The organism is Corallococcus aberystwythensis, assembly GCF_003612165.1.
GTDB classification, from domain to species: domain Bacteria; phylum Myxococcota; class Myxococcia; order Myxococcales; family Myxococcaceae; genus Corallococcus; species Corallococcus aberystwythensis.
In genome coordinates this window covers 1-21,581 of sequence record NZ_RAWK01000005.1, presented here as the reverse complement: position 1 = coordinate 21,581, position 21,581 = coordinate 1, and the positions used below count along the sequence as shown (strand labels likewise).

The 21,581-nt window shown below is 72.3% G+C and carries 8 protein-coding genes and 1 pseudogene; 3 read left to right on the top strand and 6 right to left on the bottom strand.

Annotated elements, in window-relative coordinates:
• Positions 1-44: 44 nt before the first annotated feature.
• From D7W81_RS01350 to D7W81_RS01335, 4 genes are all read right to left on the bottom strand, one after another.
• A complete protein-coding gene (locus D7W81_RS01350) occupies positions 45-8,102 on the bottom strand; it encodes a hybrid non-ribosomal peptide synthetase/type I polyketide synthase (RefSeq protein ID WP_120553479.1) in 8,058 nt (2,685 codons plus the stop codon).
• Positions 8,099-11,119 carry a type I polyketide synthase gene (locus D7W81_RS01345; protein WP_120553478.1) on the bottom strand — a complete coding sequence of 1,007 codons (3,021 nt, stop codon included), beginning with the start codon at positions 11,117-11,119 and terminating at the stop codon, positions 8,099-8,101. Before D7W81_RS01345 ends, D7W81_RS01350 begins: the two co-directional genes overlap by 4 nt.
• Before the next feature lie 2 nt (positions 11,120-11,121).
• The gene (locus tag D7W81_RS01340) at positions 11,122-16,659 is read right to left on the bottom strand and encodes a type I polyketide synthase (protein WP_120553477.1); all 5,538 of its coding nucleotides are present in this window, start codon (positions 16,657-16,659) and stop codon (positions 11,122-11,124) included.
• Positions 16,660-16,877: 218 nt separating this feature from the next.
• The gene (locus D7W81_RS01335; RefSeq protein ID WP_147445303.1) at positions 16,878-17,453 is read right to left on the bottom strand and encodes a carboxymuconolactone decarboxylase family protein; all 576 of its coding nucleotides are present in this window, start codon (positions 17,451-17,453) and stop codon (positions 16,878-16,880) included.
• Positions 17,454-17,727: 274 nt separating this feature from the next.
• On the opposite strand from D7W81_RS01335, the gene D7W81_RS01330 reads away from it, so the two are divergent.
• The 3 genes from D7W81_RS01330 to D7W81_RS01320 all read left to right on the top strand — a co-directional run bounded on the left by D7W81_RS01330 (position 17,728) and on the right by D7W81_RS01320 (position 19,482).
• Positions 17,728-18,279 carry a carboxymuconolactone decarboxylase family protein gene (locus D7W81_RS01330; RefSeq protein ID WP_120553475.1) on the top strand — a complete coding sequence of 184 codons (552 nt, stop codon included), beginning with the start codon at positions 17,728-17,730 and terminating at the stop codon, positions 18,277-18,279.
• Positions 18,276-18,752 carry a redoxin domain-containing protein gene (locus tag D7W81_RS01325; RefSeq protein ID WP_120553474.1) on the top strand — a complete coding sequence of 159 codons (477 nt, stop codon included), beginning with the start codon at positions 18,276-18,278 and terminating at the stop codon, positions 18,750-18,752. The genes D7W81_RS01330 and D7W81_RS01325 overlap by 4 nt, the downstream gene beginning before the upstream one ends.
• A gap of 88 nt (positions 18,753-18,840) precedes the next feature.
• Positions 18,841-19,482 (top strand): RNA polymerase sigma factor, encoded by a 642-nt coding sequence (locus D7W81_RS01320; RefSeq protein ID WP_120553473.1) that lies wholly within the window; start codon positions 18,841-18,843, stop codon positions 19,480-19,482.
• A 7-nt stretch (positions 19,483-19,489) separates the two neighbouring features.
• On the opposite strand, the gene D7W81_RS01315 is transcribed toward D7W81_RS01320, so the two are convergent.
• Together D7W81_RS01315 and D7W81_RS42205 are read right to left on the bottom strand one after the other, a co-directional pair.
• On the bottom strand, positions 19,490-20,512 hold the full coding sequence (locus D7W81_RS01315) for an isopenicillin N synthase family dioxygenase (RefSeq protein WP_120553472.1): 1,023 nt from the start codon (positions 20,510-20,512) through the stop codon (positions 19,490-19,492).
• A gap of 132 nt (positions 20,513-20,644) precedes the next feature.
• Positions 20,645-21,581 (bottom strand): annotated as a pseudogene (locus tag D7W81_RS42205) (hypothetical protein); the annotation flags it as partial.

Sequence of the window (21,581 nt, the reverse complement as noted above, 5' to 3'; positions counted from 1 at the left end):
TGTGAACGAAACAGGATGAACGAAGCAGCAGCCCTGGCGACGGCTCACGCGCGCAGGGCGGACGACAGCGACCCCACGAGCGCATCAAGCCCGTGGCTGAACAGGGTGTAGTGGTTGCCTTCCAGCTCCACGAGCTGGCCGCCCGAGGTGAGCCCCAGCCACGCCTCCGCGTTCTGCCGCGAGGCGCCTCCGGGCTGCGCGCCCCGGCAGAACCAGACGCGGCCGGCGTAGGGCCGGGCCTGGTAGGCGGTGAGCGCGCGCATGTTCGCCTTGAACACCTCCGCGTGCGCCCCCAGCGTCGCGCGGTCCAGCTCCGGCGCGATGGCCTCCTGCGCCCGCAGGTCCTCCACCACGCGCTCCAGCACGGCCTCCGCGGGCAGGGCCCGCAGCGCGCCGGCATCCACGGAGACGCGGCGGGCCGACAGCGCGCCCAGGTCCTCGGCGAAGCGCGCCATCAGCGCCGCCTCGTCCATGGTGTCCCCACCCTGCCCCGCCGGCGGGACGAGCACGTCGATGAGCGCGAGCGTGGAGACGGTGTCTCCCGCCGCCTGGAGCTGGCGCGCCATCTCGTAGGCGACGACGCCGCCCATGGACCAGCCGCCCAGGTGGTACGGGCCGCGCGGCTGCACGTCGCGCAGCGCTTCCAGGTACGCCGCGGCCATGGTCTCGATGGACCGGGGCGGTGCACCGGGCGGCACCTGGAGCCCGAAGACGGGCTGCTCCGCCCCCAGCTTCCGCGCCAGCTCCGCGTAGCAGAGGACGCTGCCGCCCACGGGGTGCACCAGGAAGAGCGGCGGCCGGGTGCCCAGGGGCTGGATGGGCACCAGCGCGCCACGGCCCTCGCGCCGCGTCTCCCCCGGCCCGGACAGGGACGCGGCGAGCAGCGCGATGGTGGGCATCTCGAAGAGGGTCGCCAGCGGCAGCTCCTTGCCCAGCTCCTGGCGCAGCCGCGCCATCAGCCGCACCGCGAGCAGCGAGTTGCCGCCCACCTCGAAGAAGTTGTCGTGGATGCCCACCGGTCCCGGCAGCAGTCCTTCCCAGAGGGCAGCCAGCGTCTTCTCCAGCTCGGTGCCCGGCGGCACCCGGGCGCCGGTCTGCTTCTGCGGCTGCGTGCCTTCCAGCGCCGGCAGCGCGCCGCGGTCCACCTTCCCGTTCGCGCTGAGCGGCAGCGCGTCCAGCGTCACGAAGGTCTGCGGGACCATGTACTCCGGCAGCTTCGTGCGGAGCGCGTCGCGCAGCGCGTCCAGCGCCGGGGGCGCCTCCGCGTCCAGCACCACGTAGGCCACGAGCCGCTTGTTGCCCCGCTTCTCCCCCACCGCGGACGCGACGGCGGCGCGCACGCCCGGGTGCCCGAGCAGCGCGTTTTCAATCTCTCCCAGCTCGATGCGGAAGCCCTGCACCTTGACCTGGAAGTCCTCGCGGCCGAGGAACTCGATGTCGCCTGACGGCAGGAAGCGCCCCAGGTCGCCCGTGCGGTACAGCCGCTCGCCCGTCAGCGGGTGGCGGATGAAGCTGGCGCGGGTCTTCTCCTCGTCCTTCCAGTAGCCGCGCGCGACGCCCACGCCGCCGATGAAGATCTGCCCCGGCACCCAGGTGGGGCACGGCATCAGCGCTTCGTCGAGCACCAGCATCTGCTGGTTCAGCATCGCCTTGCCGTACGGGATGCTGGGCCAGGCCGGGTCCACGTCGCCAATGGGGTACACGATGGACCAGATGGCCGCCTCGGTGGCGCCACCCATGCTGTAGACGGAGGCGTTCGGGGCCACGGCGCGGATGCGCTCCGGCAGCGACACCGGGATCCAGTCGCCGCTCATCATCACCGTCTTCAGGTGGGGCCACGTCTCGCCCAGGCCGGCCAGGTGGTCGGCCATCATCTCCATCAGCGCCGGGACGCTGTTCCACACCGTCACGCGGTGCTGACGCACCAGCTGGAGCCAGCGGCCGGGCTCGCGCAGCTCGCCGGGCTCCGGGATGACCAGCGCGCCGCCCGCGGCCAGGAGGCCGAAGACGTCCCACACCGACAGGTCGAAGTTCATCGCCGACAGCGCGAAGCCCCGGCTGTCCGCGTCGACGCCGTAGCGCGTGTTGACGTCCAGCAGCGTGTTGAGCGCCGCCCGGTGCTCAATCATCACGCCCTTGGGGTGGCCCGTGGAGCCGGACGTGTAGATGACGTAGGCCAGGTCCTCTGGACGCTGCGCGCTCGGGAGCGCGTCCGCGGAAGGCCGCTGCGCCTCCGGTCCGTCGATGGCCAGCACAGCGCTGGGGTCCACGCCCGCCAGGTCCAGCTTGAGCCAGGACTGGGTGAGCACCTGCTTCGCACCCGTGTTCTCCAGGAGGTAGCGCAGGCGCGCCGGAGGCAGGTGCGCGTCAATGGGCACGTAGGCGGCGCCGGACTTGAGGACGCCCAGCGCGGCGACGACCTGCTCCCAGCCCTTCTCCATCACCAGGGCCACGAGCGCGTTGGGCTTGGCCCCCTGGTCGCGCAGCCACCGCGCGACGCGGTTGGAGGCGGCGTCCAGTTCTCCATAGGTGAGCGTGCGGCGCGAGGTGATGACCGCGGACCGGTCCGGCTGGAGCGCCGCGGCCCTCACGAACGGTTCATGCATCAGGCCCTGCGCCACGGGCGCGGCCGTCGCGTTCGCCTGCCGGCGGACGTCCAGCTGCTCTGGAGGCAGCAGGAGCCGCGTGCGCTCCGTCCAGGCGGACGGCTCCGCCGCGAGCCGCGTCACCAGGTCCGAGTAGGCCTGGAACATGGCGTCGATCATCCCCGCCGGGAACAGCTCCTCCACCACGTCCCAGTTGAGGACGAGCCCGCCGCCGTCCTCGACGACCTGATGGTCGAGGAACACCTGCGGGGTGCGGATGCTGCTGTGGATCTCCTCGCCGCCAGTGCCCATGGTGAGCAGGTGCTGGGCGAGGCCCGCCGGAGCCGCGTCGCCTTCACGCGAGTGGAAGTTGATGGTGCTCGCGTAGACGACGGGCATGCGGGCGCGCCGCATGTCGCCGTCGCGCCGGTTGAGCTCGCGCAGGACGCGCACGCCGCTGAACGACGCGTGATCCAGGTCGTTCCACAGCTGCTGCTGGAGCCGCTGAGCGCGCGTGGCGATGGACTCCGCGCGCTCCACGTGTACCTCCAGCAGCGTGGTGGCGCTGAAGTTGCCGAGCACCCGGTCCACGTGCGGGTGCAGCGGCACGCGGTTGAAGAACAGCACGTTGAGCGTGAAGGCGCGGCTGCGGCCCCAGGTGGCCAGCACCTCGGCGTAGGCCGCGCACATCACCATGGAGGGCGTCACGCCCGCCTCGCGCGCCAGTTCCTTGAAGCGCGCCCACTGCGGCTTGGGCAGCCGGAACGAGCGGTGCGTGAAGCGCGGCAGCTCCAGCGTGCCCGGGTGGCGGGCCATGGGCAGCTCCGGCGCGGGAGGCAGCCGGGGGACACGCTCGAGCCAGTACTTCTCCGCGGCGGCGTACGCGGGGCCCTGCTCCAGCGCCTGCACGCCCAGGACGTAGTCGCGGAAGGTGATGTCGATGGGCCGCAGCGCTCCGGCGCCCTCGCGGTACACCGCGGACCATTCCTTGAACAGCAGCGACGTGCTCCACGCGTCCACCACCAGCGCGTCGAAGCCCAGGTGCAGCCGCGTGCGCTCGCCGTCGAGCCGCGTGGCGCGCACGTCGAACAGCGGGAAGCGGTCCGTCTGGAAGACCTGGGTGGCCATCTCCGTGCGCAGGGCCGCGAGCCCGCGCTCCACCTGGGAGGCGTCCTGCCCCCGCAGGTCCACGGTGCGGATGACGAACGACGGCACCGTGGGCAGCACGCGCTGCTGCCCGTCCGGAGTGACCACCGCCCGCAGCATGTCGTGGCGCTGGATGACGACGTCCAGGCTCGAGCCCAGCCGCTCCAGGTCCACGCCCAGCAGGTCCACTTCGAGGAAGAAGTACGTGGACACGCCGCCCAGCTCGAACGAACGGGTCCGGCCCAGCAGGTACGCCTGCTGGAGGTCCGTCATGCCGAAGGGCTGGTGGCGCCCTTCCCCGTCATGCACGAGCACTTCCACCGGAGCCGGCTCCGCGCTCACGGCCCGCGCCGGTTCCGCCGCGCCGTTCGAGGGAGGCGCCTCCAGCGAGAGCTGTCCGAGGATCTCCGAGCACAGGGCCTTGAGGCTCGCGCCCGCCAGCAACCCGCCGAGCGACAGCGCCACGGACAGCTCGTTGGCGACCGCGCTCTTGAGCTCCAGCGCCATCAGCGAGTCGAAGCCCGCGTGCGCCAGCGGCGCGTCCACGTCCACGTCCGAAGCGGACGCGCGCAGGATGACGGCGACCTGGCCGCGCAGCCACTCCACGAGCCGGGGCGTGCGCTCCGGCACGTGCAGCCGCGCGAGCACGTCCCGCAGGCCCGAGGAGGCAGGGCGGGCAGCGTGCGCGGACGGAGTGACCTCCGCGCGCGTCACCTTCTGGAGCGCTTCGACCGTCGTGCGCTTGAGCAGCGCCCCTTCCGCGCGCAGGAACACGCGGCCCTGCGCGTCCGCCACGTCCACGTCCGCGACGAGCGTCGTGTCCCCGTCCTTCCAGGGCCGCAGCCGCACGTGGGCCCGGGTCGCGGTCGCCGGAGTCGACGGCCCGACGACGAAGCGCGCGACCTCGACGATCATGTAGATGGCGTCCTCGGGCACGTCGCCCGGCAGGCACGCGAAGACCGCCTGGAAGAGCGCGTCCACCAGGCCTGGGTGGACGCGGTAGCCCTCCGACTCCTTCGCGTCGGGCGCGCGCATTGTCGCGAGCGCCTCACCCTCACGGAAGCGGACCTGCTCAATCCACCGCGCCGAGTGCCCGAGCACCAGCTGGCGCTTCTCCATGCGCGCGTAGAACTCCGCGCCGTCCAGCGTCTGGCCGCAGCGCGCGAGGATGGCGTCCGTGGACTCCAGGCTCTTCTCCTCCTGGGCCTCCGCGAGCCGTCCCTCCACGTGCACCGCCCAGGCGCTGGAGTCCTCCGAAGCGCCCGGCGGCAGGCTGTGGAGCGCGAAGCTCCGATCGCCCTTCGCATCCGGGGGCTCCACCACCAGGTGGGCGACGCGCGTCTCGTCCTCGCCCAAAAGGAGCCCGCGGCGGACCGACAGTCCCTCCACGCGGCAGGCTTCGGCTCCTGGCGTCAGCGCGTGCCAGGACTGGAGCGCGGCCTCCAGGAAGACGCCCACGTTCACCACCCGCATCCCGCCCATCCGGCAGTCCGCCAGACACGGGTGCTGGTCCGCGTCGTAGCGCACGCGGAACTGCGCGGCCGGCAGCGGCGACGGCAGGCGGGCGCCCAACAGCGTCGTCGTCCCGGCCTCCTCCTGCACCGGCGCGGAGGACGACCGGACCACGGAACCCGGCGCGGGGGCCGCGTACCAGTACCGCTTCCGATCGAAGGCATACGTCGGCAGCGGGACCCGGCGCGGCTCCAGGCCCGCGTGCAGGGCGTCCCAATCCAATTCAGCGCCGCGCGTATACAGCGCGCCCGCGCCCTCCAGCATGGAGCGCTGGGGGGACAGGCCCTTGCGCATCGACGGCAGGAAGGCGCGGTCCCCCGCGGGCGCGTAGCGCTTCACCATGCCGATGAGGTGCGGCGCGGGGCCGACCTCCACGAAGGTGTCGAAGCCGTTCTCGAACAGCCACTCCATGCTGGCCTGGAAGCGCACGGCCTCGCGGGCGTGGTCGCGGAGATAGCGAGGCCCCAGCGTGCCGGCGTCCACGGGCCGGCCGGTCAGGTTGGAGATGAGCGGGATGGACGGCTCATGGAACGTGAGCTTCGACGCGGCCTGCTCCAGCGCGTCCAGCATCGGATCCAACAGGGGCGAGTGGAACGCCTGCGAGACGTTGATGCGCTTGTGCTTGTGGCCCTGCGCCGTCAGCGCCTGGAGCACCTGCTCCACCGCGTCCGCCTGGCCGGAGATGACGATGTTGTCCGGCGCGTTCACCGCGGCCACGGACACGCGGTCGGCCTTGCCCTCCAGCGCCGCGCGCACCTGGGCCTCGCTGGCGAAGACGGACGCCATCGCGCCCGCCGCCGGAAGCGCCTGCATCAGCGCGCCGCGCACGGCGAGCAGCGCCACGGCCGCCTCGGGTTCGAAGACGCCCGCGACGCAGGCCGCGACGTACTCACCCACGCTGTGACCCAGCACGGCCGCCGGGACGACGCCCCAGCTCCGCCAGAGCATCGCGAGCGCGTACTCCACGGAGAAGAGCGCGGCCTGGGTGTAGCGGGTCTGATCCAGCAGCCCCGCAGTGAAGCCCTCCCCACGCAGGAGTGTGAGCAGCGGCACGTCCCAGTGCGCCTTCAGCGCCTCCGCGCAGCGGTCCAGGGCCTGCCGGAACACCGGCTGCGAGGCGTACAGCTCCACCGCCATGCCCGGGAACTGGCTGCCCTGGCCGGTGAACAGGAAGGCCACCTTCGGCCCCTGCCCCACCTGTGCGCGGCCCAGCGAAGCGCCCGCCGGCAGCTCACCCGCCGCGATGGCGGACAGCGCGTGCTGGAGCGACTCCAGGTCGTCCACGGGTAGCGCCACGCGCTCCTGGAACCGCGCCCGGCCGGTGTTCACGCTGAAGCACACGTCCTCCAGCAGCAGGTCGCGCTTCGTCGCCAGGTGCGTCGCGTGCCGGCCCGCGAGCCGTGCCAGCACCGCGGGGCTGCGCGCGGACAGGGTGAAGAGCTGCGTGCCGGGCTCGAAGGTCCGCGCCGGGCGCACCACGGCCGGGGCCTCCTCCACCACCAGGTGGGCGTTGGTGCCGCTCGCGCCGAACGAGCTCACCCCCGCGATGCGCGGACGCGCGGCTCGCGGCCACGCCTCCGGCCGGGTGGAGATGGCCACCGGCAGCGCTTCCAGGTCGATCTCCGGGTTCAGCTCCCGGAACTGCACCTGGGGCGGCAGCTCCTCGTTCTGGAGCGCGAGGATGACCTTCATGAGCCCCGCGGCACCCGCCGCCGGTTCCAGGTGCCCGATGTTCGCCTTGATGGACCCGATGTGGATCCGGTCCCCTTCCGCACGCCCCTCGCCCAGCGCCGCGCCCAGAGCGCGGACCTCTATCGGGTCACCGAGCGGCGTCCCCGTCCCATGCGTCTCCACGTAGCTGACGCGGTCCGCCCCCACGCGCGCGGCCTTGAGCGCACCGCGGATGACGTCCTGCTGGGCCGCGGGGTTCGGCACCGTGAGGCCGCCGCTGCGGCCGTCCTGGTTGACGCACGACCCGCGGATGAGCCCGTGGATGTGGTCCTTCGCCGCCACGGCGTCCGACAGACGCTTGAGCACGAAGACGACGCAGCCCTCGCCTCGGGTGTAGCCGTTGGCGTTCCTGTCGAACGTCTTGCAGTAGCCGTCCGGCGACAGCATGCCCGCGCGCGACAGCACCACGAACCACTCCGGCGACAGCAGCACGTTGACGCCGCCCGCCAGTGCTAGCGAACACTCCCCCGCGCGCAAGCTTTGACATGCCTGGTGCAGGGCAACGGCGGAAGATGAACAGGCCGTGTCCACGGACAGGCTGGGACCGCGCAGGCCCAGCCAGTACGACAAGCGCCCGGCCGCGAACGTGGACGCGTTGCTGGTGAGGCAGTAGGCGTCCAGCTGATCAATCGGCGTCTCCTGCATCAGCTTCTGGCAGTAGTCGTAGTTGGTGATGCCCACGAACACGCCGGCCATGCTCCCCTCGAGCTTGTCGAAGGGCTGCGCGGCGTTCTCCAGGGCCTCCCAGCTCACCTCCAGGAACAGGCGCTGCTGCGGATCCAACGTCGCGGCCTCGCGCGGGGAGATGCCGAACACGCCCGCGTCGAACCGGTCCACCTGCTCCAGGAACCCGCCCTTGAAGGGCTGGCCCTCCGGGGTCGCCGCGGCGCCGCGCTCGTGCGGGAACGCGCGGATGCCGTCGCCTCCGGAGCGCAGGAAGCGCCACAGCGAGGAGGGATCGTCATTGCCCCCTGGCAGGCGGCAGGACATGCCCACCACCGCGATGGGCTCGGAGCGCTGGGACTCGACGGCGTCCAGCTTCCCGCGGAACTCACGGATGCGCTCCAGGGCGCGCTGGAGCAGTTCGTCGCGGTTGGACGCTTCGGTGGAAACCGGCGGAGTGCTCATGACAGGTCCTTGCTGGAGATGGAGGAGGTCTCTTCAAGCTCCCGGGCCAGGAGGTCGGCGATGCTGTCGGTGCCGCCTCCCGTCTCCAGGGCCAGGCCTCGTGAGGGTGGGGAGTCCCCGCGCTGCGGGGTGGAAGGCGCCGGGGGCGGCGTGAGCAACGTGCCCAGCTGCCGGGACAGCCGCTCCACGGTGGGGTTCTCGAAGATGACCGTCACCGCGAACTTGCGCCCCAGCTGCTGCTCCAGCCGGTTGCGCAGCTGGCCGGCCATCACGGAGTCCATGCCCATCTGGAAGAAGCCGCCCTTGGGGTCCAGCCGCGCGGCGTCGAACTTCAGGATGCGCGCCACCTCCGCGTGCACCAAGCTCCGCAGCTTCGCGGTCCGCTCGCGCTCCGGCAGCGCGGCCCAGCCGGCCAGTTCCGCCGATGCCGGGACGCGGACCTCGGGTGAGCGCCGGGAGGGTTCGGGGGGCGTGTCACGCACCGCCGCGCGGGGCAGCTCCAGGCTGGCGGAGCGTGCGGACGCAAGCAGCGTGACGGGCCGCTCCTTGAACCAGAAGGACTCGCGCTCGAAGGGGTAGTTCGGCAGGCGCAGGAAGCGGTCATGGGGCGCGAGCAGCCGCTCCAGGCGCAGACCCAGCCCGGCAGCGTGCAGCGCCGCCGCGGACGTCAGCAGCGCCCCCAACGCGTCCTGATTCGCGCGGAGGCTGGACACCGCCAGCACCTCCGTCTGTCCCTGCCGCGCGGCGGCGTCTTCCACCTGTGCGGTGAACACCGGCTCCGCGCCCAGCTCCACGAAGAGCATGTGGCCCGCGCGCAGCGACTCCTCGATGCCCGGCACCACCGGCGCGGGCCGGCGCAGGCACCGCGCCCAGGCGCCAGCGTCCAGGGTCTCGCCATCCAGCACCGCGCCGTCCGCCGAGTACAGGGGCACCGCCGTGGGCCGAGGCGTAAGCCCCGCCAGCGCCGCGCTCAGCGCTCCGGCGGCCGCATCTCCCCTCGTCAGCAGGGCACCGCACTCACGGGCGACGCGCGCGGCGTCCTCCAGCGACAGCGCGCCCGCGACGTGGGCCGCGGCGATCTCCCCCACCCCCTGCCCCAGCACCGCGCCCGGCTCCACGCCCCACGAGCGCCACAGCTCGGCGAGCGCCACCTGCACGGCGAAGTGCTCCCCCACTCCGTCCACGCCCGCGTCCATCCCGAGCGCGCCGCGACAGCGCTCCAGCGCCTGGGCGAACACAGGACAGTCGCGGCCCAGCGCCGCGAGCCGCGCGCCGGACAGCCGGGGCTCCGCGGGGAAGAGGAACACCGGGCGCCCCGGCCTTCCCGCGGTGCCCGTCCACGCGCCCGGGGGCCGGACGTCCTGCTGGAGCGCGCGCAACTGCTGGATGGCCTCCTCGCGGGAGCGCACGACGAGCCCCACCCGGTGGTCATGGTGCGTCCTGCGCAGCGCCGCCGTGGCGCAGACGTCCTCCAGCGACGCGTGCTGGCCGGCGCCGTCCGTCAGGTGATCCGCCAACCGCCGGGCCACGTTCGCGAGCGCCTTGCGGCCGCGGGCGGAGAGCACCAGCAGGTGCGCGCGCTCCGCCTTGGGCGGAGTCTGGACCGGGGCCGCTTCGGGCCGCGCGGACTCCAGCGTGCCCAGCACGATGTGCGCGTTCGTGCCGCCCGCGCCGAACGAGCTGACCGCGCCGTACCGTCGCTCCGCGGCGTCCGTCCACGGCGTCGTCTCCGTGGGCACGTAGAGGCGCGTGCCCTCCAGCGAGATGTGCGGGTTGAGCGCCTGGAAGTGCAGGTTCGCCGGGATGACGCCGTGCTTGAGCGACAGCGCGACCTTGAGGATGCCGACGATGCCGGCGCCCGCCTCCAGGTGCCCGATGTTCGTCTTGATGGAGCCGAGCGCGCAGGGCCGCCGCTCGCCGTCCGCGGCGCCGTAGATTTCGGAGAGGGCCTCCACCTCGATGGGGTCGCCCAGCGACGTGCCCGTCCCGTGGGCTTCGATGAGGCCGACCTCCGCGCCGGTGAGCCGTGCGCGCTCCAGCGCCTTGCGGATGACGGCGCGCTGGGCCCCGCCGTTGGGGGCCGTGAGGCCGTTGCTGAGCCCGTCCTGGTTGACGGCCGAGCCGTGGATGACGGCCCACACCGGGTCCCCGGCCGCGAGCGCGTCCGACAGCCGCTTGAGCACCACGACGCCGCAGCCCTCGCCGCGCACGTAGCCGTCCGCGCGCGCGTCGAAGGTCTTGCAGCGCCCGTCCGGCGCCAGCGGCAGGCCCTTCGAGTGCGCCACCGACACCACGGGCGACAGCAGCAGGTTGAGGCCTCCCACGATGGCGGTGGAGGACTCGCCGTGGCGCAGGCTCTGGCAGGCCTGGTGGACCGCGACAAGCGAGGACGAGCAGGCCGTGTCGAAGGCCATGCTCGGCCCGCGCAGGTCCAGCAGGTACGAGAGCCGGTTGGGGATGATGCAGTTCGTGCCGCCCACCAGCGAGTACGTGCCCAGCACCTGCGGCTCGGAGAGCTGGAGCTGGAGGTAGTCATTGCCGTTGGCGCCCACGAAGACGCCGGTGTCGGTGCCCGCGAGCGACTTCGCGCTCAGGCCCGCGTCCTCCAGCGCGTGCCACGCCACCTCCAGGAAGAGGCGCTGCTGCGGATCCATCTGCTCCGCCTCGCGCGGAGAGATGCCGAAGAAGTACGGGTCGAACCGGTCAGGCGCGTCCAGGAACGCGCCGTAGCGCATGTGCATCCGCCCCGGAGCGGCCACGTCCGCGTCGTAGTAGCGCGACAGGTCCCAGCGGTCCGCGGGCACCTCGCTGACGGCGTCCACCTTGCCGTGGAGCAGCTTCCAGAGGGACTCCGGCGTCTCCCCTCCGCCAGGGATGCGGCATCCCAGGCCGATGATGGCGATGGGCTCCCGGCCCCGGGACTCCAGGGCCTCGTAACGGGCCCGGAGGTCCTTCAGCGCGTCGAGGCTGCGCTTGAGCAGCGTGGGATCATTCGCGGTGGGAAGTGGGGCCGTCATGGTCAGGACTCCTTGATGATCTGGTGGACCTGGGCGAGCTCGGCCTCCAGCAGCCGCTCGAGCTCCAGGTCTGAAGGCATTGATGCGTCAGCGGGCACGACGGGCGCTGCGGGCGCGGGCGGCGGCGGAACGCGCGCCGGGGCGGGCTTGGGCACGGGCGTCGGCGCGGACGGGGCCTGGCTCAGGACGAAGCCCGTCAGCGCCTCCACCGTGGGGTGGTTCCAGAGCGCGGTGGCGGAGAGCCGGATGCCGGTGCGCGCCTCGATGCGGTTGCGCAGCTCCAGTGACATGACGGAGTCCATGCCCAGCGTGCGCAGCGGCTGATCCATGGGGACACGCGCCGGGGCCAGCTTCAGCACGGTGGCCACCACCTGCCGCAGCTCCTCCTCGGCGCGGGACCGCCGCCGCGAGGGCTCCAGCGTGCCCAGCTCGTCGAACAGCGTCCGCAACGGCGTGGTGGCCGTGCGGGCCTCATCGCTCCGGGGGACCGAGGGGCGCGCCACGTCGAGCACGCGGACCCTCAACCCGTCGACGTGAAACAACGGCTCGCCCGCGTCGGTGAACGCCACCACGTCCACCAGGAACACGGCGCCCTCGCCGCCCGGACGGCGCTGCGCGTGAGCGTGGAAGGCCCCTTCCGGAAGCCGGTGGAGCGCGAACCCGTCCACGCCGACGCTGATGAGCTGCCGCCCCCGGAACACGAGGCTGGGCGGCAGCGTGGCGATGGAGAGCTGGAGCGCCGAGTCGATGCAGGCCACCTGCGCCAGCTCGGGATCCACGGAGGCCGCGGGGGACAGGATGCGCCCCAGGGCCTGCGCCTCGCGGGACCAGACGCAGTCCACGCCACGGAAGGCCGCGCGGTAGTCCAGCCCGCAGCCCGCCAGCAGCTCGTAGTACCGCACCGAGTCCAGCAGCATCGCCGCGGAGCCGCGCAGGGAGTCCCGGGCCGCGAGCGCTTCCAGCGCCCGTTCCCGGCCCACCGCCGCCGCAGGACCCGCGTCTACCAGGGCCCGCGCGTGGGGCACCCACGTGCGGCCCTCGCCCTGGGAGAACACCTGGAGCTCGCGCTGCGTGTCGCGCACGGAGAGGACGGTCTGCACGCGCGGCGCGGGCTCGGCGCCCAGCACCAGCGGCTGCGGGAAGACGATGTCCCGCAGCGCCACGGGCGCGCTCCCCAGCGCCTGCCGCGCGGCCCGCATCGCCATGGACAGGAAGACGGCGCCGGGAACCACGGCGTCGCCGCCCACGCGATGGTCGGCGAGGAAGCCAGACACGTCCGCGCCCCACTCGGCCTGCCAGTGGTGCAGGCGCGGCTCCACGGCGGACGGGAAGTGGCTGCCCAGGAGTCCTTCGCCATTCAGGCGGCTGACGGCGGGAACACGGGCGGTCACGGGCGCGGCTTCGAGCCAGAAGCGCTCGCGCTGCCAGGGGTACGTGGGCAGCGGGGCACCGGGGCGGCCCGCGCGGGTGACGGCGCTCCACGTGGGCTCCAGCCCGCGCGTGTAGAGCGCCGCCAGGGATCGCAGCAGCGTCTCGCGCTCGGACTCGTTGCGCCGCAGCGACGGCAGCACCTCGCCCGGCAGGCCCACGTCGGCCAGCTCCTGCTCGACGGCGGGCAGCAGGATGGGATGCGGGCTCATCTCGATGAAGACGTCGTGCCCGGCCTCGCGCGCGCGCCGGACCGCGGAGGCGAAGAGGACGGGGTCGCGCAGGTTGCGCACCCAGTAGCCCGCGTCGAAGTCGCGGCCATCCGTCACCGCGTCCAGGACCGTGGAGTGGATGGGCACCGCCGCGGGCACCGGCTGGACGTCGGCCACCACCTCCAAGAGCTCGGCCTTCAGCGCGTCCATCTGCGGGCTGTGGGAGGCGACATCCACCTTGACCCAGCGCCAGAAGACGCCGCGGGCCTGGAGCGCCTGGGAGATGACCTCCAGCGCCTGCGGCTGGCCCGACAGCACGGTCGAACGGGAGCTGTTGCTCACCGCCACGGCCACGTGCGCCTCGTGGCCGCGCAGGGCCTCGCGGGCCTCGTCCAGCGTGAGCTCCGCGGCGAGCATGGCGCCCTGCCCGCTCACCCGGCGGAGCAGCTGGCTGCGGCGGCAGATGATCCGCGCGGCGTCCGCCAGGTTCAGCGCGCCCGCGACATACGCCGCGGCGACCTCGCCCATGCTGTGGCCGATGACCGCCTTCGGCTGCACGCCCCAGGAGCGCCAGAGCGCCGCCAGCGCCGCCTCCACGGCGAAGAGCACCGGCTGCACCACGTCCACCCGGGCCATCCGGGACGCGGACTCGGGCGCCTCCAGTTCCTCCACCACGGACCAGCCGGTGAGCGCATGGATGGCCGCGTCACACTGTCCGATTTCCGCGCGGAAGGCCGGCTCGTCGCGCAGCAGCTGCCGCGCCATCCCGTGCCACTGCGAGCCCTGGCCCGGGAAGACGAACACCACCGAGGGGGCCTTCGCGTGCGCCGGGGTCACCAGCCGTTCGTGGGGCTCTCCCCGCGCGTACGCGTCCAGCGCCTGGGCCAGGTCCTCGCCACCGCGCGCGACCACCGCCAGCCGCTCCGCGTGGTGCGTCCTGCGCAGCGCGGCCGTGGTGGCGACGTCCTCCGCCTTCGTCCACGGCGCCTGACGGAGCGTCCCGGCCACGCGCGATGCCAGCTGCCGGAGCGCCTCCGGTGTGTGGGCTGACAGCGGCACCAGCGCGTCGCGGGCGTCGGGGAGGGCCGCCCCCGCGCATCCCAGGCGGAACAGCGTGGCGCGCGCCTCGTAGAACGCCAGCCGCTCGTCCTCGTCCCGCGTGGTGGACGGCAGGACGACAGGGGGCGGCTGCCGGCCCTCCGCGGCCTGCTGCAGGGCGCCCACCAGCACGGGGTGGGGGCTGAGCTCCACCAGCGCGTCCACGCCCTCGGACACCAGCGACGCGAGCACCGGGGCAAGCCACACGGGCGTGCGCAGGTTCTGTCCGAAGTAGCGCCCGTCCACCTCCGGCCCGTCCAGCCGCCGCCGCAGGGCGGTGGAGATCATCGGCAGGCGCGCGGGCTTGGGACGCAGCTCCGCGAGCACGGCCTCCAGCTCCGGGAGGATGGCGTCGATCTGCGGGCTGTGTGCGGCGACGTTCACGCGGATCCGCGCACACAGCTCCTTGCGGCGCTTCAGTTCCGCGAGGAGCGAGTCCAGCGCGGCCGGGTCTCCCGACAGCACGGTGGACCGGGGGCCGTTGTGGCCGGCCAGGACGACCGCTCCGCCCGCGGCCTCCAGCATCCCGGTCAGCGCCTCGGGCGGCAGGTTGACCACGGCCATGCCGCCATGGTCCGCCAGCAGCTTCTGCAGCCGGCTGTAGTGGTGGATGACGAGCGCCGCCTCGTCCAGGTCGAGGATGCCCGCGATGTGCGCGGCGGCGATCTCCCCCAGGCTGTGGCCCACAACCACGTCCGGGGTGATGCCCCAGGCGCGCCACTGCGCCGCCAGGGCCACCTGGAACGCGAAGAGGAGCGGCTGCACCACGTCCACGTCGTCGTAGCGGGCCACGCCCTCCGCCTTGAACAGCTCGTCGCGGAGCGACTGGCCGGAGTGGACCGCCAGCGCAGCGTCCACGCGCTCGAAGGAGGCGCGGAAGGCGTCCTCCGTGAGCAGCATGCGCCGGCCCATGCCCACCCACTGGCCGCCCTGGGGCGCGCACACGAAGGCCACCTTCGGAGGCCGGCCGAGCGCCGTGCCCCGCGTCACCGTCCCCGCCCCGCCGTCCAGGAACCCGCGCAGGCGCGCCTCCAGCTCGTGCCGGGTGCGCACGCAGGCCGTGAGCCGCTCGGGGCCGGAGGCCTCCGCCGTCAACGCCTCCTGGATCGCGTCGAGCGGCAGGCCGGTCCCCACGGCATCCAGCGCGCGCCGTGCCTCGGCCCGCAGTCCCTCGGCATCGGAGGCCGCCAGCCCCACCCAGGCGAGCCGGGACGGCGGGGCCTCCTGGAGGACGACGTGGGCGTTGGTGCCGCCCCAGCCGAACGCGCTGACGCCCGCCACCGCCGGGCCGTCCGGCACCGGCCACGCGCGCGTCTCCCGCGAGACCTCCAGGCGGAGCGCGTCGAAGGGGATGAGCGGGTTGGGCCGCGTGAAGTGGAGGCTGGGCACCACCGTGCGCTGCTCGACGCACAGGCAGGCCTTGAGGAAGCCGGCGATGCCCGCCGCTCCCTCCAGGTGGCCGATGTTGGTCTTCACCGAGCCGATGACCAGCGGCGGGCCCTCCCCGCGAGCCTTCGCGAACACGGCCCCGAGCGCCCCCGCTTCGATGGGGTCGCCCAGCGCCGTGCCCGTGCCGTGCGTCTCCACGTAGCCCACGGAGGCGGGGGCCACGCCCGAGCGCGCGTGGACCTGCCGGATGAGCTTCTCCTGGGCCTCCGGGTTGGGCGCCGTGAGGCCGTTGCTCGGGCCGTCGTTGTTGCTGCCCGTCGCGCGGATGACGCAGCGGATGGTGTCGCCCGCGGCGAGCGCGGCGGAGAGCGGCTTGAGGACCACCACGCCCCCGCCCTCCCCGCGTCCGAAGCCGTCCGCGCTCGCGTCAAACGCCTTGCACACGCCATCCGGGGACAGGCCGCCGAAACGGGTCAGCGCCACCATCGTGTGCGGCGAGGCCATCACGCTGACGCCGCCGACGATGGCGGTGGTGCTCTCCCCCGCCCACAGGCTCTGGCAGGCCAGGTGGACCGCCACCAGCGACGACGAGCACGCCGTGTCGATGACCAGGCTGGGGCCCTGGAGCCCGAGCACGTAGGACAGCCGGTTGGCGACCATGTTGAGCGCCTGCCCGGTGGCCGTGTGCGGCGTGATGCGCCCCGGCTCCGAGCCGCCCAGCTCCGCGTAGTCCCGCCAGATGGCCCCGACGAACACCCCCGTCGCGGTCGCGTGCAGCGCGCTCGGGACGACGCCCGCGTCCTCCAGCGCTTCCCACGCCAGCTCCAGGAACAGGCGCTGCTGCGGATCCATCTCCGCCGCCTCACGCGGAGAGATGCCGAAGAACAGCGGATCGAACCCGGCGATGTCCGGCAGGAACCCGGCGCGGCGCGGCACCTTCGCACCGCTCCCGCCGCGATCCGCCTGCTGCAGACGCCCATCCGTCCAGCGCCCGGCGGGGACCTCAGACACCGCGTCGCGCCCGGTGCGCAAGAGCTCCCAGAAGGCGGAAATGTCTGGCGCGCCAGGAAGGCGGCAGGCCATGCCCACCACCGCGATGGGCTCGTCGCGGGCCACGGACGGCCCGGCTGTTTCCAGGGGGACCGCGGCGTCCGTGTCCCCGGAGGCCAGGTGCCGCAGCAGCGCGTCCACGCTGGAATGGCGCCAGAAGACGGTCGGAGACACCTCCCGCCCCGCCAGCTCCGACAAGGCCCGGCCGAGCGCCACCGCGCCCAGCGAGTCCAGCCCGTAGTGACTGAAGGGCCGGCGTGGGTCGATCTGCTCCGGGGACAGGCCGTTGCGGCGGGCCAATGCCTCCAACAGGTGGGCCCGCAGCGCGGACAGCACGGACGCTTCCGTCACAGGAGCAGACATCGTCGGCGCACCCAAGGCACTTCCCCCTGTCAGCCCTTCCCCAAGGGCATGGTTTCCACATCAGCGACAGGCAGACCCCGCCCGCGCCGGAAGCAACACGAGACACGGCGAGGCCATCGCCGCCGAACGCGGGCTCGCGCGCCAGCGCGGAGGGCCTGGGCGCGAAACATCGGATGTCTGGGATGAAACCCGGAGGGCCTGCCCCCAGGCCCGGACCGCTACGCCTGGCGCGCCGCCGCCCCGGACGGGCGGGTCCACGCGAATTCCTTCAGCGCCGGCTCCAGCTCCACGCCGCCCAGGTGGTTCGCGTAGTTCACCAGCACCTGCTGGGACAGGGCCAGGAGGACGTCGAGCGCGTTGGCGTTCGTGAAGCCCTGGGCCGTGAACCGGCTCCAGAGGGCGTCGCTCACGTACCCCTTCTCACGGACCACCGTCCGGGTGAACTCCGCGAGCACTTCCAGCCGGGGATCCGGCAGCGGCGTCCCCGTCCGGAGCGCGGCCACGAGCGCATCCGGGACCTGGAGCTTGCGACACAAGTAGCTGTGGAAGGCCATGCAGTACGAACAGTCGTTCTCCCAGCCGATGGTCATGATGACCACCTCGCGCTCCACGGCGCCCAGGGAGGACTGGGCCAGGAGCGGCCCCATCTGCGCGAAGCCCTGCGTCGCGCTGGGCGACTCCGCGATGAGCCCCAGCAGGTTCGAACGGAACCCTGCGGACTTCTCCACCGCGGCCAGCACCGGACGGGACTGCTCCGGAGCGCTCTCAATCGTATGAATCGTCAGTCGCCCCAAGACTCACCCTCCCCAAATCGGATGTTGATTTCAGTCGACAATGCCACCGCGAGATTTGCGATTCAACAACGAATCACATTCATTTCAACATTTTATTGCGCGCTCTGCATCGGATTTAGGGGGATTTTCTGTATGATTATTCGATCGAAAATCCCCTGTGTTTTCATGGGCTTGAGAATTTGTTATGAAGAATCGACAGGTCCGGCGTAACGCCGGCCAGGGGTCGCGACCTTAATCACTGGCAAACCGCAATCATGCGGCATCAGGAGTTTTCATGTCCCGTCTGAACCTTGTCGACGCTTCGCACGCCACGCTCAAACCCATCAAGGAGAAGCTGGGCGCGAACCTGCCTCCGCCGGTCCGGGTGCTGGCCAATTCGCCCGCGGCGATGAGCGCCTTCTTCGCGCTGCACGGGACGCTGGGCCAGGGGCAGCTGACGCCGCGCGTCCGGGAGCAGATCGCCCTCGCGGTGGGCAACGCGCAGGGCTGCCGCTACTGCGTTTCGCACCACACGCAGCTGGGCCGCAAGACGGGCCTCTCTGATCAGGAGCTGGATCAGGCGCGCTCCGGCAAGGCGCCGGACGCCAAGGTGGAGGCGGCGCTCCAGTTCTCCCGGCAGATCGCCGCGCGCCGTGGCGCGGTGACGGACGCGGAGCTGGCGGCGGTGCGCGCCGCGGGTTGGACCGACGGCGACGTGGTGGAGATCCTGGCGCAGGTCGTCGCCACCACCTTCGGCAACTACCTCAACCACCTGGCCCAGACGGAGATCGACATCCCGCCCGTGGACCTGGTCCCGGCGGCGGTCATCGACGGAATCCACGCATGACAGCGACGTTCGAGCCCGGGGCCCGCTTTCCCGACCTGGAGCTGCGGGACGGCATGGGCAGGCCCACGCGGCTGGCCGAGGCCATGGGTGGCGAGGCAGCGGTGGTGTTCTTCCTGCGCAACGCCGCCTGTCCGGTGTGCCGCAACCACCTGAAGACGCTGGCGAAGCGCCAGGGTGACATCACGGCGAACCGGGCGAAGGTGATTTCGGTCGTGCCGGACGGACCGGAAGAGGCGCGGGAGCTGGCGATGTGGCTGGGCCTGCCGGTGCCGGTGCTCACCAGCGGCACGGGCTCGCACGCGGAAGCAGGCCTGGAGCCGCTGTTCTGGGGAAAGCTACAGCCGAGCGGCACCGTGCTGCTGGCCCCCTCCCGGGAGGTCGTCTACGGGAGGCAGTCCGCCCTGCCGCCGCTGGGCTTCAATGAGAAGGAACTGATGACCGCGCTCGCGCGAGGAGTGCATCGCCCGGATTAGACGGCGGCGTGTCGTCATGCGTCATCCAGGTCTTCCGGCCTTTCCCCCTTCGGCAGCGTTCGCCGAAGGGGGTTAGGATGGCGGAGCCATGCCTGATGACAGCTCCCCGGACTCCGACACCGAGCGCGCCGCGTTCCTCTCCTGGATCACCCTGCTCGTCCACCAGCACCGTGCGCGCCTGGTGACGAGCGCGCGGCGCCGGGGGCTGCCGCCCGAGGACGCGCTCGACTGCGTCCAGGACGCCTTTGTCACCTTCCTGCGGATGCCGGAGGCCACGACGCTGTCGGCCCGCTCCAGCGAGGTCGAGCGCCTGCTGTCGACCCTGGTGGCCCACGCCGCGCTCAACCAGCGGCGCAAGCTGGCGCGGCGGGCGCTGCCGGCCGAGTTCGACCTGCCGGAAGTCGCCGCCGACCTGCCCTCCGCGGACACGCTGGTGGCGGAGGCCGAGGCGCGGGTGAGCCTGGTGCGCTGTGTGGAGCAGCTGTCGCGGATGCAGCAGGCGGTCATCCGCCTCCGGCTCCTGGACGAGTGTCCCGGCGAGGAGGTCTCCACGCTGCTGGGGGTGTCGCCCGAGAACGTCCGCATCCTGCTGTTCCGCGCGCGCCAGCACCTGCGGGAGTGTCTGGTGCTGGCGATGAAGGACCCGGGACCGCCGCATCTGGCCGCCACGGAGACCGCGCCGCGGTCGCTGCAAGCCACCGCCGGGGACCAGCGCCTCCGCCAGTCCTGAGCGGGCGCTACAGCACTTCCGAGCGCAGGTCGGGGAACACCTTCCCCACCTTGCCGAGCAGGTAGTCCCCGTACGTGCCCCGGAAGGAGTGCACGCTCTGCCGGTCCCAGCGCTCCGCGTGGTCGTCCGCGCCCGCGCCGCTCAAGGCCGGCGAGTCGATGGCGCGCACCTCCGCCGTCCAGTCCGGATCGAAGAAGAACGGCAGCGACAGCCGGTCGCGGCCCGCGCGGTTGAGCACCCGGTGCGGCGTGGAGCGGTACACCCCGCGCGTCATCCGGTCGAGCATGTCGCCAATGTTGCACACGAACGCGTTCTCCACGGGAGGCGCGTCCACCCAGCGCGTGTGGCCGTCCTGGCGCGTCTTCACCTGGAGCCCGCCCGCGTCGTCCTGCTTGAGGATGGTGAGCACGCCATAGTCGGTGTGTTCGCCCACGCCCCACACTGGTAACCCCTCCGCATCCACCTCCGGGCCCGGCGGGTAGTTGAAGATGCGGAACAGCACCGTCGGATCCGCCATGTACCGCGTGGCGAAGAAGTCCGCCTCCAGGTCCAGGCTGAGCGCGATGCCGGACATCAGCGAATGCCCCAGCGATGTCAGCGCCGCCGTGAATTCCAGCACCGCGTCGCGCAAGCCCTCCGGCTCCCGGGGGAACAGGTTCGGTCCATGCAGCGGCGTGCCGGTGCGCACGCGAGGGTCGTCTGGCGGCAGCTCCGTGCCGAAGTACAGCCCCTCCTTGCGGTCCGGCCGGCCCGACGTGAGCTCCCCGCCCACCGGGAAGAAGCCCCGCCACGCCCGTCCCCCGAGCGCCATGCGCACCCGCTGTTTCTCCTCCTCAGGCCGAGAGAAGAAGTCCCGCGCCAGCGCCTCCAGCCGGGACTGGAGCCCGACCTCCACGCCGTGGCCCACGACGTAGAAGAAGCCGGTGTGGCGGCAGGCCGCGCCCATGCGGGCGGCGACCTCCCTTCGGGCCTGGGGGCTCGACGTATGGTCGACGAGTGCTCGGACGTCGATGAGGGGCACGCTGTCCATGGCGTGGACTTTAAGGAGGTGGCCAGAAGTTCGTTGCCAAATCCGGCGCGAAAGCACGACTCGGCCAGATGGGTCCAAGGCAATCGACGCAGGTGCCAACCCTTGGCAGAGGACGTGAAGGGCTGTCGCCACTCACGAAGCAGGGGGACCCAGGAAATGGGCAATGAAGCGCCAGAGGCGCGCAGCCCACCGGCCCGCCATGCCCTGGGGGCCGTGAAGCAGTCCGTCATCCTTGAGCACCGACTCGTGGGATGGCCCGAGGTCAGTGGACGGATCCCCAGGCCTGAGGTCCCCTTCCGGAGACGAAGCGGCCCAACCTGCCCGACAGTCGGACAAGCAACCCGAGAAGGAGCCCGTCACCTCTCCACCGGACTCACGGGGGGCAAGCCCCTGAGCGCATGGCGACGACAGCGATCCGCTGAAGGTTTCTACGAGGAGGCCCGAACCATGGGTACGGGGTGCAGCCTCGAGCGCCTCATTGGCCTCGGCGGCTGGCGCGAGGCAGCTGAGGCCACGCTTCTCGAGCGCCTCGTTGACCTCGAAGACTGGCGTGTGACGTCCAAAGCCATGCGCCTCAACGCAGGAGCGAGCCTCGAACGCCGCGTCCAGCTCTGTGACTGACATGGAGTCGCCAAGGTCACGAGTCGTCACAACGCAGGGAGGCACCTCGGGCGCATCATCCTGCGAGGTGATTGACGCTGGAACTCCGAGGTCATGCGTCTCAACGCAAGGATGCGCTTCAAGCGCATCGTCCTGCGAGGTGGCTGACGCTGGGGTGCCGAGGCCATGCGTCTCAACACAAGGATGAACCTCAAGCGCATCATCCTGCGCGGTGACTGATGCGCGAGCGTCGACGCTGCCCTCCTGGGCGTGAGGGGCCTCGGGGGCCGCCTGCTCCCGAGGGACAGGAGCGAGTTGGTCCAGCACAAGCTCGTCGCACGCCTTCATCAGCGCCGGCAGCTGGTGCTGAAGCGCCTGCACGTCGCGCGCATACAGCGCATCCAACGCGCAGATGACCCACTGGCGCATCGCATCGCCGCCCATGAAGGGCAGCAGCCGGTCCGCGATG